This is a genomic window from Mesorhizobium sp. M0618, assembly GCF_040320765.1.
Lineage (GTDB): Bacteria > Pseudomonadota > Alphaproteobacteria > Rhizobiales > Rhizobiaceae > Mesorhizobium.
On the sequence record NZ_JAMYQH010000007.1, the window covers coordinates 50,105 to 63,633 of the forward strand.

General features: G+C 61.5%; 12 protein-coding genes. 7 read left to right on the plus strand and 5 right to left on the minus strand.

What is annotated here, in order from left to right:
* Positions 1 to 165 precede the first annotated feature (165 nt).
* The 5 genes from NKJ04_RS09940 to NKJ04_RS09960 all read left to right on the plus strand — a co-directional run bounded on the left by NKJ04_RS09940 (position 166) and on the right by NKJ04_RS09960 (position 5,876).
* Positions 166 to 1,056 carry an aromatic ring-hydroxylating dioxygenase subunit alpha gene (locus NKJ04_RS09940; protein WP_352674599.1) on the plus strand — a complete coding sequence of 297 codons (891 nt, stop codon included), beginning with the start codon at positions 166 to 168 and terminating at the stop codon, positions 1,054 to 1,056.
* Between the two features lie 247 nt (positions 1,057 to 1,303).
* Positions 1,304 to 2,323: a BMP family lipoprotein gene (locus NKJ04_RS09945; protein WP_352674601.1), complete on the plus strand. Its 1,020-nt coding sequence runs from the start codon at positions 1,304 to 1,306 to the stop codon at positions 2,321 to 2,323.
* Between the two features lie 31 nt (positions 2,324 to 2,354).
* Positions 2,355 to 3,878, plus strand: a complete 1,524-nt coding sequence (locus NKJ04_RS09950) for an ABC transporter ATP-binding protein (RefSeq protein WP_352674604.1) — start codon at positions 2,355 to 2,357, stop codon at positions 3,876 to 3,878.
* Positions 3,875 to 4,951 carry an ABC transporter permease gene (locus NKJ04_RS09955; RefSeq protein WP_352674606.1) on the plus strand — a complete coding sequence of 359 codons (1,077 nt, stop codon included), beginning with the start codon at positions 3,875 to 3,877 and terminating at the stop codon, positions 4,949 to 4,951. Before NKJ04_RS09950 ends, NKJ04_RS09955 begins: the two co-directional genes overlap by 4 nt.
* On the plus strand, positions 4,944 to 5,876 hold the full coding sequence (locus tag NKJ04_RS09960) for an ABC transporter permease (protein ID WP_352674608.1): 933 nt from the start codon (positions 4,944 to 4,946) through the stop codon (positions 5,874 to 5,876). The genes NKJ04_RS09955 and NKJ04_RS09960 overlap by 8 nt, the downstream gene beginning before the upstream one ends.
* A gap of 8 nt (positions 5,877 to 5,884) precedes the next feature.
* Here the strand turns inward: NKJ04_RS09960 and NKJ04_RS09965 are convergent, their stop codons facing one another.
* From NKJ04_RS09965 to NKJ04_RS09985, 5 genes are all read right to left on the minus strand, one after another.
* Positions 5,885 to 6,805, minus strand: a complete 921-nt coding sequence (locus tag NKJ04_RS09965) for an ABC transporter permease (RefSeq protein WP_352674609.1) — start codon at positions 6,803 to 6,805, stop codon at positions 5,885 to 5,887.
* Positions 6,805 to 7,872 (minus strand): ABC transporter permease, encoded by a 1,068-nt coding sequence (locus NKJ04_RS09970; protein WP_352674610.1) that lies wholly within the window; start codon positions 7,870 to 7,872, stop codon positions 6,805 to 6,807. The genes NKJ04_RS09965 and NKJ04_RS09970 overlap by 1 nt, the downstream gene beginning before the upstream one ends.
* Positions 7,856 to 9,403, minus strand: a complete 1,548-nt coding sequence (locus NKJ04_RS09975) for an ABC transporter ATP-binding protein (RefSeq protein WP_352674613.1) — start codon at positions 9,401 to 9,403, stop codon at positions 7,856 to 7,858. The genes NKJ04_RS09970 and NKJ04_RS09975 overlap by 17 nt, the downstream gene beginning before the upstream one ends.
* 100 nt (positions 9,404 to 9,503) lie before the next feature.
* A complete protein-coding gene (locus NKJ04_RS09980; protein ID WP_352674615.1) occupies positions 9,504 to 10,598 on the minus strand; it encodes a BMP family ABC transporter substrate-binding protein in 1,095 nt (364 codons plus the stop codon).
* Entirely contained in the window at positions 10,595 to 11,452 is an 858-nt protein-coding gene (locus NKJ04_RS09985) for a GntR family transcriptional regulator (protein ID WP_352674618.1), read from the minus strand. Before NKJ04_RS09985 ends, NKJ04_RS09980 begins: the two co-directional genes overlap by 4 nt.
* Positions 11,453 to 11,701: 249 nt before the next feature.
* Here NKJ04_RS09985 and NKJ04_RS09990 point away from each other — a divergent pair, with 249 nt between their 5' ends.
* Together NKJ04_RS09990 and NKJ04_RS09995 are read left to right on the plus strand one after the other, a co-directional pair.
* The gene (locus NKJ04_RS09990) at positions 11,702 to 12,562 is read left to right on the plus strand and encodes an aromatic ring-hydroxylating dioxygenase subunit alpha (RefSeq protein WP_352674621.1); all 861 of its coding nucleotides are present in this window, start codon (positions 11,702 to 11,704) and stop codon (positions 12,560 to 12,562) included.
* A gap of 40 nt (positions 12,563 to 12,602) precedes the next feature.
* Positions 12,603 to 13,508 (plus strand): aromatic ring-hydroxylating dioxygenase subunit alpha, encoded by a 906-nt coding sequence (locus NKJ04_RS09995; protein WP_352674624.1) that lies wholly within the window; start codon positions 12,603 to 12,605, stop codon positions 13,506 to 13,508.
* Positions 13,509 to 13,529: the final 21 nt, after the last annotated feature.

A 13,529-nucleotide genomic window follows, 5' to 3' on the forward strand; every position in this document is an offset into this window, starting at 1 on the left:
TGGCGGATTTCCGGCCGCGGATGAAATGTCGGACCTATCAGGATTGATCCGGCTTGCAGCGTCAAGCCCGCAGGGCAAGGGACCGATGTCCTGCAACCTCGTTGCCGGGTCGCGCCTCGGCCAGATCCGTTCACCGACAACAGACATTCCGGGCTGGACAGCATCATGGACAATTTCTCTCACCTCGATCCCGTAGCGCTCAACGACTGGCATGTCGTTGCCTGTACCGAGGATTTGCCGGTCGATCGGGCGGTGCGGACGGTCCTGCTCGGTCAGCCGATTACCATTGGCCGGCGCGGCGGCAAGATTGCAGTCTGGCAAGGCGAGGCTAGCGTCGATGCTGCCCGAACAGAGCTCCCCGTCATTGAGCGGTTCGGCTATGTCTGGACGACGCTGGGCATGCCGGAGCGCGACCTGTTCGAGATTCCGGAGTTTTCCGAAGCCGATCGCCGCCACATCATCCAGGGTGTCGTAAGGGTCAACGTGTCGGCGCCCAGGGCCGTCGAGAACTTTCTCGACATGGGGCATTTCCCATTCGTCCACACAGGTATCCTCGGCGAGGAGCCGCACACCGAGGTCAAACCCTACAAGGTGCAGGTTTTGGCCGAGCCACCCGAAATAATGGTCACCGATTGCGAGTTCTACCAGCCCCAGGCGAATGCTGGTTCGACGACGGGGGCCGACACCGAATATACCTACCGGGTGCCGCACCCGTTCTGCGCCGTCCTTTACAAGACGGGGTCGCGGCAACGTGATCGGCGCGACGTTATCGCGCTGTTCGGGCAGCCGGTCGAAGAGGACTGGGTGCTCGTCCATATCGTCATCTGCCTGCTGGATGAAGTCCGCGACCTCGCGTCCCTGAGGCGGTTTCATCAGACCATCCTGGGTCAGGACAAGCCGATCCTGGAGAACCAGGTGCCGAAGAAGCTGCCGCTGGATCCCCGTTCCGAGGTGCCGATCCGGGCCGACGCTGCATCGGCTGCCTACCGGCGCTGGCTACGCGAACGAGGCTTGCGTTATGGCGTCGTCGCCGCCGACGGTATCCGCGCTCACTAGGCGTTGACGCATTTTCGGTCATGATTAATTGCGGATATGTCCGAAAGAAATCGCAGCCATTGTTAGCCGGGCTTCCCCGTGGAAGTTTCGAACCAGGCCGGAAAAATCGGCTGCCTTGCAACGCCATAGGGGACGTTGTCTCGGCGAACGCCGCCTCCACGAAGGCAACCGGAAAAAACAACAGTATCCGGGTGCGCGACGCGAGCGGCATTGGACAGTTCTCCGGCTGGAATGAGAGGATCAAGCAATGACGACCAACATCACGCGACGCACCGCAATCCTGGGCTCGGCGGGCGCCCTGCTTCTTTCAGGGCTTGTGCGATCCATGGCAGACGAGCCAAAGACGCTGAAACTGGCGATCATCCTGGAAAGCCGCACCGATGTCGGTTGGTCCAGCACATTGCTCGATTGTCTCGAGCACCTGAAACAGGAGAAGCCGGAAGGACTCGAAATCTCCTGGGAATATACCGATCCACTGTGGGGGGACGATGCGGAAAACGCGATGCGCTTCTACGCTGAAAGCGGCGAATACAACATCATCTGGTGCCATGGCCGCTATTCCGACCAGGTCAAGAAACTCAACGCCGAATTTCCGGACCTGATGTTCGTCGTCACCGGCTCCGGCAACCTTCCGGTCGGGGCCAACCAGTACTGGATCTACAAGCGGTTGCACGAACCGTCCTACCTGCTTGGAATGCTGGCTGGCCACACCACCAAATCCGGCATGGTCGGGGTGGTGGGGACCTTCGCCGCCGACGACGTCAACGACCAGATCAACGCATTCTTCGACGGGGCAAAATCGATCAGGCCCGACATCCAGCATCGGCTGTCGTTCATCGGCTCATGGTCCGACAATGCGCTGGCGGCAGAGCACGCCAATGTGCAGATCGCGGCCGGTGCCGACGTCGTGTTCATGCTGACCGACAATTTCAAGCCGTGCCAGGAGCACAAGATCATGTGCTTTGCCAATATCAACGACCAGAACAAGGTTGCTCCTGACGCGATAGCATCCAGCGCGCTGATCAACTGGCAGCCCGACGTCAAGTGGATCATCGCCGAGTGGCTGAAACATAAGGCCGGTGGACAGTTCAGCGGCAATGCCGAGCCAAGGTGGTTCTCCATGGCGGAAGGCGGCACCGACATCGCGCCTTACCACGACTTCGACGGCAAGATCCCGCAAGCGGTGAAGGACGAAATCACGGCCAGGCGGCAGGACATCATGTCCGGCAAGTTTGTCGTTCCCCTGAAGACCGCCGAGGTGAAGTAAGACACGTCAACCAGGCAGCCCGGTGCGACCAATGGAAGACCTTCTGAACGTCCAGAACCTTACCAAGCGATTTGGCAGCGTCGTCGCCAATGACGGGGTCAATCTCGATATCCGCAAGGGCGAGATCCACTGCCTTTTCGGGGAGAACGGCGCTGGCAAGTCGACGCTATCGTCCTGCCTCTACGGCTACTACAAGGCCGACAGTGGCGTGATCCGCTTCAAGGGCGAGGTGGTGGAGCTAAACTCTCCCGCCGACGCCCTGCGGTTGGGGATCGGCATGGTGCATCAGCATTTCGTGCTGGTCTCCAATTTCACCGTTCTGGAGAACATCATTGTCGGCAGTGCCGATGTCGGGTTGCTGCTGAAGAAAGCCGACGCCCGCAGCAAGATTCTCACCCTTTGCCGCGAGTGCGGCATCGACATCGATCTGGATCGCGAGATCTGGCAGCTCTCGGTCGGCGAGCAGCAATGGGTGGAAATCCTCAAGGCGCTTTATTTCGGCGCCGAGTTGCTGATCCTCGACGAGCCGACGGCGGTCCTCACGCCGCAGCAATCCGACCAGCTCTTCGTCATTCTCGACGGAATGCGCAAACGGGGCCTTTCGATCATTCTTATCAGCCACAAGCTGCGCGAGGTGATGCAGTCGGACAGGGTGACGGTGCTGCGCCGGGGCAAGGTCGTCGCCACCGTCGATACCATGGGAACGACCGCCGAAGCGATCACCGCGCTGATGGTCGGGCACAAGGTGACCAAGAACGTCAGGGACGCTTCGCTTGCACCGGCGGGCGAAATCCTCGCCATGGAAAGCGCATCGGCAATCGGCGAGTGGGGCGAGGACGTTCTCAAGAACGTCACCTTCACCATTGCCGCCAACGAGGTGCTTGGACTCGCGGGGGTTGCCGGAAACGGCCAGAGGGAACTCTTCGAAGTCCTGATGGGCGTTCGCAGGCTTCAATCCGGCAGTTTCTCCCTCGAAGGGATTCCGGTGGTGGCGCCGACGTCACGCGAAATCCTCGACAGAGGCGTCGGCTTCGTGCCGGAAGATCGCTTTCTCGAAGGGTTGATCCCGGAGTTCGGCACCGCCGAGAATCTCGTGTTGGGCTGGCAGCGTTCGCCCGAATATTGCCGCGGCCCTTTTCTCGATCGCCGCAAGCTGGCTGAGTTGGCGCGGCGCAAGATCGACGAATACAAGGTCGCGACCGCCTCGGCCGAGTTGCCGGTGGAGCGACTGTCGGGCGGCAATGCCCAGCGCGTAATTCTCGCCCGCGAGTTCCAGCATGCCAGGCGGTTGCTGCTGGCCAACCAGCCGACGCGCGGCCTCGACGTCGCCGCCTCGGAATTCGTCTACGAGAAGATCCTGGAAAAACGCGCCGCCGGATTTGCGGTCCTGCTGGCATCGGAGGAGCTTGAGGATCTGCTGCGCCTCAGCGACCGCATCGCGGTGATCTTCAAGGGCAGGATCATGGGCATCGTCCGGCCGCAGGAGACCAGCCTTCTCGAACTCGGAATGATGATGGCTGGCGACACCAGCCAGCTTGGACAGGTAACTCAATGATATCATTTCAACGACGCTCGGGCGGCAGCCTGGGGTGGAACGTCGTCTGCTATTCGGCGGCGATGCTCGGTGCTTTTCTGACTTCCGCAATCCTGTTGAAGCTTTCCGGCGGCGATCCGGCCAAGGCCTTCTCGTCCTTGCTGATCGGTGCTTTCGGCAGCCCGGGCGCCTTGCTTGGATCGCTGGCGAAGGCGACGCCGCTTCTGCTCGTCGGACTGGGCACGGTGCTGGCGTTCAGGGCCAAGATCTGGAACATCGGCCAGGAGGGTCAGGTGTTCGCCGGCGCCATGGCGGCCTATTGGGTCAGCTTATGGGTGGCACCGCTCCCGTCGTGGCTGGCCGTCTGTGTTCTCGCGGTCGCTGGGCTGGCCGGTGGCGGCGCACTTGGCCTGCTTGCCGGCATTCTGAAGACCAGGTTCGGCACCAATGAGATCATTTCAACGGTGATGTTGAACTACATCATCATGTTCCTGCTTGCCTATCTTCTCGACGGGGGCCCGTGGATGGAGACCGGCGTCACCGTGGCCTACCACCAATCGCCGCCAATCAATCCGGCTCTCGAATGGCCGGTGTTTTTCGGCACGGGTGCGGGAAAGCTGCATGTCGGGTTCCTGTTTGCTCTCGCTGCCTCGGCATTCTGCTCGGTCTTGCTCGACAAGACGTCGCTTGGCTATGAAATCCGCGCATTCGGCTCCAACCCGACCGCTTTGACCTTTCGCGGCACCAATGTCCGCCGGCTTCTCCTGACCGTCATGCTGATGTCGGGGGCGCTGGCTGGGCTGGCAGGTGCGGGCGAGCTGTTCGGCGTCACCCATCGGCTGCGCGCTGAAACGCTGCTCGGCATCGGCAGTTCCGGTATTGTCGTGGCCATGGTGGGCGGACTTCGCCCTAGCGGGACGATGCTCGCGGCACTGTTCTTCGGCGCCCTTCAGAGCGGCACTATCTACATGCGGCTCAAAAGCGGCACACCGGCGGGACTGGTCTCGGCGATGGAGGGATTGGTGCTGTTGTTTTTCCTGTGCGCCGCAGTGGCGACACGGCTCCAACTGGTGCGGAGGGAAGTCCATGCTTGAGCTCTTGCAGGGACCGCTGCTGATCAGCCTGCTGGCGGCGATGGTCCGCATTGCGACACCGCTGCTGTTTTCGGCAATGGGCGAGCTGGTCACACAGCGCGCCGGCATATGGAACATCGCCGTCGAAGGCACCATGTTGATCGGCGCGGTGGTCGCCTACATGGTCGCCTCCACCACAGGATCGCCGTGGCTGGCCTTGGTGGTGGCCATCATTGCCTGCGCCGCAAGCAGCCTGATAATGTCGTTCGTGACGATCGTGTTGAAGGCCGAGCAGTTCGTCGCCGGGCTGGCCCTCAATCTTCTCGCGTCGGGCGTCACACTGTTCTGGTTCCAGGCCTATGTTGCCGGCCGCGAGCCGCCGACATTCGCTGGCTTCGACCGGGTGCCGATCCCTTACCTGGCGGATATTCCGGTCTTGGGTCCGGTGCTGTTTTCGCAACGTTTGCTCACCTATGTCAGCTTCCTCCTGCCTGTCCTGGTCTGGTTCTTCCTCTACCGGACCAAATACGGCCTCGAGGTGCGCTGCGTCGGCGAAAATCCAAAGGCACTCGACGTCAAGGGATTGCATGTCGGCCTCAGGCAGTGCCTGGCGATCATGTTCGGCAGCATGATGTCCGGCTTCGGCGGTGCGTTTCTGATGCTCGGCTATTCGGACAAATTCGTCCCCGATCTCATTGCCGGGCGCGGCTGGCTGGTCGTCGTCGCCATCATTGCCGGCAACTGGATGCCGTTCCGGGTTGTCGGTGCGATCTTCATTTTCGCGTTTCTCGAGGCGTTGGGCATTCATGCGCAGGTCGTGGGGATACCCGTCCCCCATCAGATATTCCTCGTGCTACCCTATGTGGCGTCCCTGGTGCTGCTGGCCGGGTTGCGATCGCGCACGCATCAGCCGGTGGCGCTCGGCATACCCTACAACAGAGAATAGTTCCTGGTTCAGGTCGCCGGGCGGAAGGGCTTTGCAAGCGAGGCCGGGAAATGCAGCGCGAGCATCTGGCGGTTTCGCGAAATGAGGACCAGCACGATGATGGTGGCCAGATAGGGCAGGGCCGACAACAGTTCCGACGGCACTTCCAGCCCGAGCGCCTGTCCTTGCAGCTGCAGGATCGTCATGCCGCCAAACAGCCAGGCGCCAAGCAGGATGCGCAGCGGCCGCCATGTGGCGAATACCACCAGCGCAAGCGCTATCCAGCCCTTGCCGGCGGTCATGTTCTCGACCCACAGCGGCGTGTAGGCGACCGACAGATAGGCGCCCGCCAGTCCGGCCATCAATCCGCCAAACAGGACGGCCACGTAGCGGATCTTGATCACCGGGTAGCCGATCGCATGCGACGTCTGCGGCGACTCGCCGATCGTGCGCAAGATGAGCCCGGCCTTGGTCCGGTAAAGAAACCAGCTGATGGCGGCGAACATCAGCAAGGCCAGATAAACCATCGGATCGAAGCGAAACAGCATCGGACCCAGGAAAGGTATATCCGACAAATAGGGGATGTCGACGCCATGCAGCGCATCGATCGGGGAACTGCCAAAGCCGCGCCCCAGAAAGGCCGAAACACCTGACCCGAAGATCGCCAGCGCCAGGCCGGCGGCATATTGATTGGTCAGGAAGGTCAGCGCCAGAACGCCGAACAGCAGCGATGCGGCAGCACCGGCCAGCGCGCCGGCCATGATCGCGATAGGCATGGAAAAGCCCGCGGTGACAGCCCAGAACGCAAGTGCTGCCCCCATCAGCATCATGCCTTCGATGCCGAGATTGAGGACCCCTGACTTTTCGACCACGAGTTCGCCGAGGGCGGCGAAGATCAACGGCGTCGCGGCAATGATGGTGCCGGTGAAGATGGCAATGAACAGATCCATCAGGCTTTCTCCCGGACCAGGCGAACGCGGTAGAAGATGAAGAAGTCGGCGGCGAGCAGGAAGAACAGCAGGATGCCCTGGAAAATCCGCGTCAGCGCTGAAGGCAGGCCAAGCGTCATCTGCACGCCTTCTCCGCCAAGGAAAAGCAGCGACATCAGCAACCCGCCGAGCACGATGCCAAAGGCGTTCAGCCGTCCGATGAAGGCGACGATGATGGCCGCGAAACCATAACCCGGCGATATCTGTGGCGAGAGCTGGCCGAGTGGTCCGGCGGCTTCCGCCATGCCGGCGATGCCGGCTGCTGCTCCGCCTGCCAGCAGGCCGATCCAGATCGCTGCGGACTCGCGGAACCCCGCATACCGCGCGGCCAGCGGTGCCGCGCCGCTCACCGACATCTTGTAGCCGAGGAAGCTGCGGTCGGTGAACAGCCACATCGCGATGACGGCGACGACGGTGATGAAGATCGAGGAATTGAGCCGGTACGCCGGATCAAAGGACTGGAGCATCGCGGCAGCCGGCAGGAGGGCCGTCTGCGGATAGTTGAAACCGGCCGGGTCGCGCCACGGCCCATGCACGAGATAGGACAGGAACAGCGTGGCGATATAGGTCATCATCAGCGTGACGAGGATTTCATTGGTGTTCATGCGGGCGCGCAGGAAGGCCGGGATTGCCGCCCATGCCATGCCGGCGCCCATGCCGGCCAGGAACATCAGGGGCAACAGCAGCACGCTCTCCGGATTTGGCCAGAACAGCCCGACGCCGCTGGCGGCAATCGCACCCATCGTGAACTGGCCCTCGGCGCCGATGTTCCAGACATTGGCGCGAAAGCCGACCGCCAACCCGCAAGCGATCAGGATCAGCGGTGAGGCCTTGAGCAGCCATTCCGACAGCCCGTTCATCGAACTGAGCGGCTCGACAAAGAACGCATGGAGCGTGGCCAATGGATCATGCCCGAGAGAGGCGAAGAAAATCGAGCCGACGACGACCGTCAGTATCGTCGCCAGGATCGGTGCGGCAATGCGCATCGGCACGGATGGCTCCGGCCTTTGTTCAATCCTGAAATGCAATATCGCCACTCCCGTTTGCCGATGTCGGCTCGTTCATTGTCCGGCCGGTCATCAGAAGTCCGATTTCCTCGCGGTCGGTTGTCGTGCGGATGAGTGGCGGTGACACCTTTCCCTTGCAGATCACCAGCAGCCGGTCACAGATCTCGAACAACTCGTCGAGTTCTTCGGAGACGACAAGCACCGCTGCCCCGGCACGGCTGAGATCGATGATGGTCTGCCGGATGAAGGCGGATGCTCCGACATCGACACCCCAGGTCGGCTGAGACACCAGGAACAGCTTTGGCTTGAGCGCGATCTCGCGTCCGACGATGAATTTCTGCAGGTTGCCGCCCGACAGGCTTTGCGCGGTCGACTGCGCTCCATTGGCCTTGACCTTGAACCTGTCGATGATGCCGGCGGCGAAAGCCTTGGCCTTGCGGCGATCGACCAGTCCGTTGCGCACCGTGCCGAAGCGGTGCGCGGTCAGCACGGCGTTCTCCCACAGCGTGTGCGATGGGACCGCGCCGCGCCCGAGCCGTTCTTCGGGGACGAAGGCGACGCCGAGCTTGCGGCGTTCGTGGGCACGCAGGCTGGCGGCATCGATGCCGCAAATCCTGATCGCGTCGCCGCGGTCATGGGTGCGTTCGCCGCTGAGCAAGGCGATCAGCTCAGCCTGGCCGTTTCCGGAAACGCCGGCAATGCCGACGATTTCCCCGCCGTGCACATTGAACGACACATCCTTCAGATCGACGCCGAAATGGTCTCGGGCCGAGACCGAAAGGTTGTTGACCTCAAGCACCGGCTCGTCGCTCGGGCTTGGCGGGCTGACATGCATTTCAGGCAGCTTGGAACCGACCATCATGCGGGCAAGTTCGAGCGATGTCGTCTCTTTAGGGCGGGCGGTGCCGGTGACCTTGCCGTTGCGCAGCACGGTGGCGGTGTCGCAGAGCTCCTGCACTTCGTCCAGCTTGTGGCTGATGTAGACGATGCTGCAGCCCTCGGCGGCCAGTTGCCGCAGTGTCTCGAACAGCTTGACCACTGCCTGCGGCGTCAGCACGGAAGTCGGCTCGTCGAGGATCAGGAGTTTCGGTGCCTGCAGCAGGCAGCGCACGATCTCCACGCGCTGGCGCTCGCCAACCGACAGGTCGTGCACCTGGCGATGCGGATCGATGGGCATGCCGTAGCGCATGGAGAGGTCGCGGATCTTTTCGACAAGCGTCGGCAGATGGAACGCGCTGCTTGTCGACAGGGCGATGTTCTCGACCACCGAGACGGATTCGAACAGCGCAAAATGCTGGTAGACCATCTCGATGCCGAGCGCACGCGATACCGCGGGGTTGTGTGCGGCTATCGCGTTGCCGTCACAATAGATTTCGCCGGAATCGGCCTGCGCCGCCCCGTAGATGATCTTCATCAGGGTGGATTTGCCGGCGCCGTTCTCACCCAGGACAGCGTGGATTTCGCCGGGTTGGATTGACAACGAAATGTCGTCATTGGCGACGACGCCCGGATAGCGCTTGCAGATGTTGCGCAGTTCTAAACGCGGATGCATGGCGGGTCCTGCCGTGGCGTGAAGCGGGGTTGGACTAGGCGCAACCTGGCGGACGCCGAAGCATTCCAGCTTCGGCGCCATATGGCTCGTTGGTGGATAATCAGCTCAGCTTGCCGATCATCCCCTTCACGAACCAGTTCATGCCGCGAATGTCGTCATCGGCCAGAACCGAGCCGGCGGCGACCTTGATGTTGCCGTCCTGGTCCTTCAACTCGCCGCCGTAGGGATGCACCTTGCCGCCGCCGATATCGGCCTCGAGCTGTTTGAGCTTGGCCCTGGTGTCGGCCGGAATACCGTCATTGTAGGGCGCCATTTTCACGACGCCTGCCGCCAGCCCGTCCCAACGCACTTCCGGCTTCCAGCTGCCTGCGGCAACGGCCTTGGCGGCGCCAACATAGTCGCTGGTCCAGTCGAGGACGAATGCCGTCAACTGCTTGCCCGAACCGAACTTCGCCATGTCGCTGGCATAGCCGATCGACCAGGCACCGCCTTCGCCGGCGACCTGGACGCCGGTGGCGGTGTCCGTCATCGAGCAGATGACGTCGCAGCCCTGTGAAAGCAACGTCTTGGCGGCCTCCTTTTCCTTGCCCGGATCGAACCAGGAGTTGAGGAAGATGGTGTTGCAGGTGGCGTTCGGATTGACGCTTTGCGCACCGAGCAGCAGCGCATTGGCCGGGCCGACGATGTCGGGGATCGGGAAGCCGCCGATGAAGCCGATCTTGCCTGATTTCGACATGTAGCCGCCAGCCGCGCCCGCGACGAAAGTGCCCTCGTAATATTTGGCTTCGAAGGTGCCGAGATTGGCAAGGTGGACGATGCCGGAGCAATGTTCGAAGGCCACTTTGGGGAACCGCGGCGCCACTTTCTGCATGGGCGTTCCGTGTGAAAAACTGGTGCCGAAGATCAGCTTGTTGCCGGCGCTCGCCAGTTCGCGAAAAATGCGCTCGGCGTCCTGCGGCATGAAGATGTTGTCGATGACGGTCAGCTCGACCTTGTCGCCGAATGCGGCCTTGATGGCTTCGACACCGAGGCTGTGCTGCTTGGTCCAGCCGATTTCAGCCACCGGCGAGACATAGACGGCGCCGATTTTCAGCACCTCCTGCGCTTGCGCGATCGTGCTTAGGCCTCCTGCGCCAAGTGCTGCTCCCAGCGCGCTGCCGTATTTCAGGAAGTCCCGTCTTGTTACGTCGTTCATGATGGCAACCCTCTGTTGGTTTTTTTGGTTGATGCCCGGCTTGTGGATGCCGGATCTGTTTTTGGAAGATGAACATGGAGATGCGCTGCGGCTCCGAGATGCGTTGCGGCGTCGCCATTCCCCTGCGACTTCGCCATCCTTCTGAGCGGAACCGCTGTTGTCGCCGCATCGGCCGTGCCGTCGAGATAGGGGGCAAGGGCCTCGGCCGGTGTCATTTCCGGAAACACTTCACGGTCCATGATGTAGCCGCGCACCACCGTGCGGTGGTGTGTGTCGATGAGATCCATGGCCTGCTTCAAGCGGCCCTTTTCCAGCAGGTCAACGACCCGCGAGTGGTCGTCGAGCAGATTGCAATAATCGAAATCGGCTGAAATGAGGGAGCGCAGCAACGTCGTGCGGCGCACGAGTTGCGCATGGATTTCCTGCATCACCTTGTTGCGGCTGAGGCGCACGAACACCGTGTGGAACTCCTGGCCGAGCACGTCGGCCAGGGCATCATTGCCAGCCGCGACAGCCTGGCGCTGGCGTTCGACATGATGGCGCAGTTCGGCCCAGCCGGCGGGGCCGAGGCGGTCGCTCAGCTGCGCGGCGACGCCCTGTTCAACCAGGGTCAGCGCGTCGTAGATCTCTAGCGCTTCCTGCATGCTCGGCCGGGCGACGAAGGCGCCGCGGTTGCGCTCGATCTGGGCCAGGCCGTCATCGGCTAGGCGGATCAGCGCCTGTCGCACAACGATGCGGCTGACGTCGAATATCTCGGCGAGTTCGCGTTCGCCAAGTTTGCAGCCCGGAACGAGACGATGATCAATGATGGCGCGCGTCAGCGTGTCGGCGATTGACTGGGAACGGCTGCTCACGAGACGGCGCTCCGCGTTGATTTCCACGCGTCTTTCGCAATGTCACTGCCGATGATCGGCGTCATTCCAGCGCCCCATATCCCAGGTTGCGGTGTGCCATATATGGGATGCAATCCTTTCAGTCTGTCAACCAAAAAACATTCATTGGCTACAAAAAATGCATTGATTGATATCCAATCTTGTGTTTGCAATGGTGGCGCTGACCAAGCCGGGTTCGATGTGAAGAGCCGGCCAGGGAGGACGATTGCGATGACCAGCCCTTGCAGCGACGGGATTCTCTTGAATGACTGGCATATTGTTGCGGATTGCTCGATGCTGTCCGCTGGTGCTCCGTTCAACACACGGCTTTTGGGGGTCGCTCTCTCGATCACCTGCAAGGGACGCTATAACAAGGAGATCGTCCGCCAGGACACCGGCGAACAGGTCAATTCGGCCGAGCGCTACGGCTTCGTCTGGGCATGTCTTGGCAAGCCCTGGCGGGACATCATTTACATTCCGGAATCGAACGAGGCGGACCGGCATCTGGTCAGCGGCGGCTCGATCGCGGTCAAGGTGTCGGGTCTGCGTGCCGTCGAGAATTTCCTCGACATGGGGCATTTCCCCTTCGTGCATACAGGCCTGCTGGGTGACGAGCCGCACACCGAAGTGGTGCCCTACAGGGTCGAGATCACCGACAAGGACGAGGTGCTGGCGACCGAATGCAAATTCTATCAACCGCTGGCCTCGCCGACCGCCAAGGAAGGCTTTGTCGTCGACTACATCTATAAGGTAATCCGGCCGTATACGGTGGCCCTCTACAAGAGCAATCCTATGAAGAAGGACCGGCTCGACGTCATCACCCTGTTCGTGCAGCCGGTCGATGAGGACAATTGCGTCGCTCATCCCTTCCTTTGCTACCTTGTGGACGGCATCGACGCGGCGACGGTGCGCAGCTTCATGCAACTGATCTTCGCCCAGGATAAGCCGATCCTGGAAAACCAGGTGCCGCGACGGTTGCCGTTGGACCCGCGAGCCGAGACACCGATCCGTGCCGACGCCATCTCTGTTTCCTACCGGCGCTGGTTGCGGGATCAGGCAGTAACTTACGGCGCCATTCCGGCCCAGGCCTGATGGGATCGATGCTGGCCTGGCTCCTTCGAGGGAAATGAAAATGATACAGACGAAATGTTCGGACCCGGTCATTCTCAATCTCTGGCATCCGATCGGTGCTATTGCCGAGACGACGCCAAACATTGTGATGGAGACGACCCTGCTCGGCGAGCAGGTCAGTTTCGCAATTGGCGCGGGCGGTGCCATCGGGGTCTGGACATCCCGGCCCGACTTGCGACCCGGCGCCAGGATCGATCCGGCCTCGATCCATGAAGCGCTGCCCGCCAAGAGCGCCTATGGCTATGTCTGGACCTCGCTCGGTTCGCCGCCAGCAGAGCTGTTCCCGATCCCTGAATATGAAGAACCGGACCGCCGCAAGCTCAACGCGGCAACGTTTGGCGTCAACGTCTCGGCGCCGCGTGCCATCGAGAATTTTCTCGACATGGGCCACTTTCCCTACGTGCACACCGACATCCTCGGCGTCGAACCGCATACCGAAGTCAAGGAATATGATGTCGAGATATCCGTCGACCGCGACGAAATACTGGCCACGCGTTGCCGCTTCTTTCAGCCGATGGCTTCGACCGCTTCGGATGGTGGCGCGGATGTGGACTACGTCTACCGCGTGCCGCATCCCTATTGCTCGGTCCTCTACAAATCGAGCCCGGTCGACGAAGCCCGGCGCGATGTCATCGCCGTCTTCCTGCAACCTGTCGACCAGGAGCATGTGCGCGCCCACATGCTGCTTTGCGTGCTCGACGAAGACAATGAAGACAAGGTCATCAAGCGCTTCCAGCAGACGATCTTCGGTCAGGACAAACCGATCCTCGAGAACCAGGTGCCGAAACGCCTGCCGCTGGACCCTCGTGCCGAAACACCGATCCGGGCCGACAAGTCGGCCATCGCCTACAGGCGTTGGCTTAGCCAGAAGGGCGTGACCTACGGCGTCATCCCGGTTGCGGCCTGACATTATTTTTGGAGACGACGA

Coding starts and splice junctions, on each gene's coding strand:
- NKJ04_RS09965 (WP_352674609.1), bottom strand. CDS start 6,805: ATGGATCTGTTCATTGCCATCTTCACCGGCACCATCATTGCCGCGACG.
- NKJ04_RS09940 (WP_352674599.1), top strand. CDS start 166: ATGGACAATTTCTCTCACCTCGATCCCGTAGCGCTCAACGACTGGCAT.
- NKJ04_RS09950 (WP_352674604.1), top strand. CDS start 2,355: ATGGAAGACCTTCTGAACGTCCAGAACCTTACCAAGCGATTTGGCAGC.
- NKJ04_RS09975 (WP_352674613.1), bottom strand. CDS start 9,403: ATGCATCCGCGTTTAGAACTGCGCAACATCTGCAAGCGCTATCCGGGC.
- NKJ04_RS09960 (WP_352674608.1), top strand. CDS start 4,944: ATGCTTGAGCTCTTGCAGGGACCGCTGCTGATCAGCCTGCTGGCGGCG.
- NKJ04_RS09955 (WP_352674606.1), top strand. CDS start 3,875: ATGATATCATTTCAACGACGCTCGGGCGGCAGCCTGGGGTGGAACGTC.
- NKJ04_RS09990 (WP_352674621.1), top strand. CDS start 11,702: ATGACCAGCCCTTGCAGCGACGGGATTCTCTTGAATGACTGGCATATT.
- NKJ04_RS09980 (WP_352674615.1), bottom strand. CDS start 10,598: ATGAACGACGTAACAAGACGGGACTTCCTGAAATACGGCAGCGCGCTG.
- NKJ04_RS09995 (WP_352674624.1), top strand. CDS start 12,603: ATGATACAGACGAAATGTTCGGACCCGGTCATTCTCAATCTCTGGCAT.
- NKJ04_RS09945 (WP_352674601.1), top strand. CDS start 1,304: ATGACGACCAACATCACGCGACGCACCGCAATCCTGGGCTCGGCGGGC.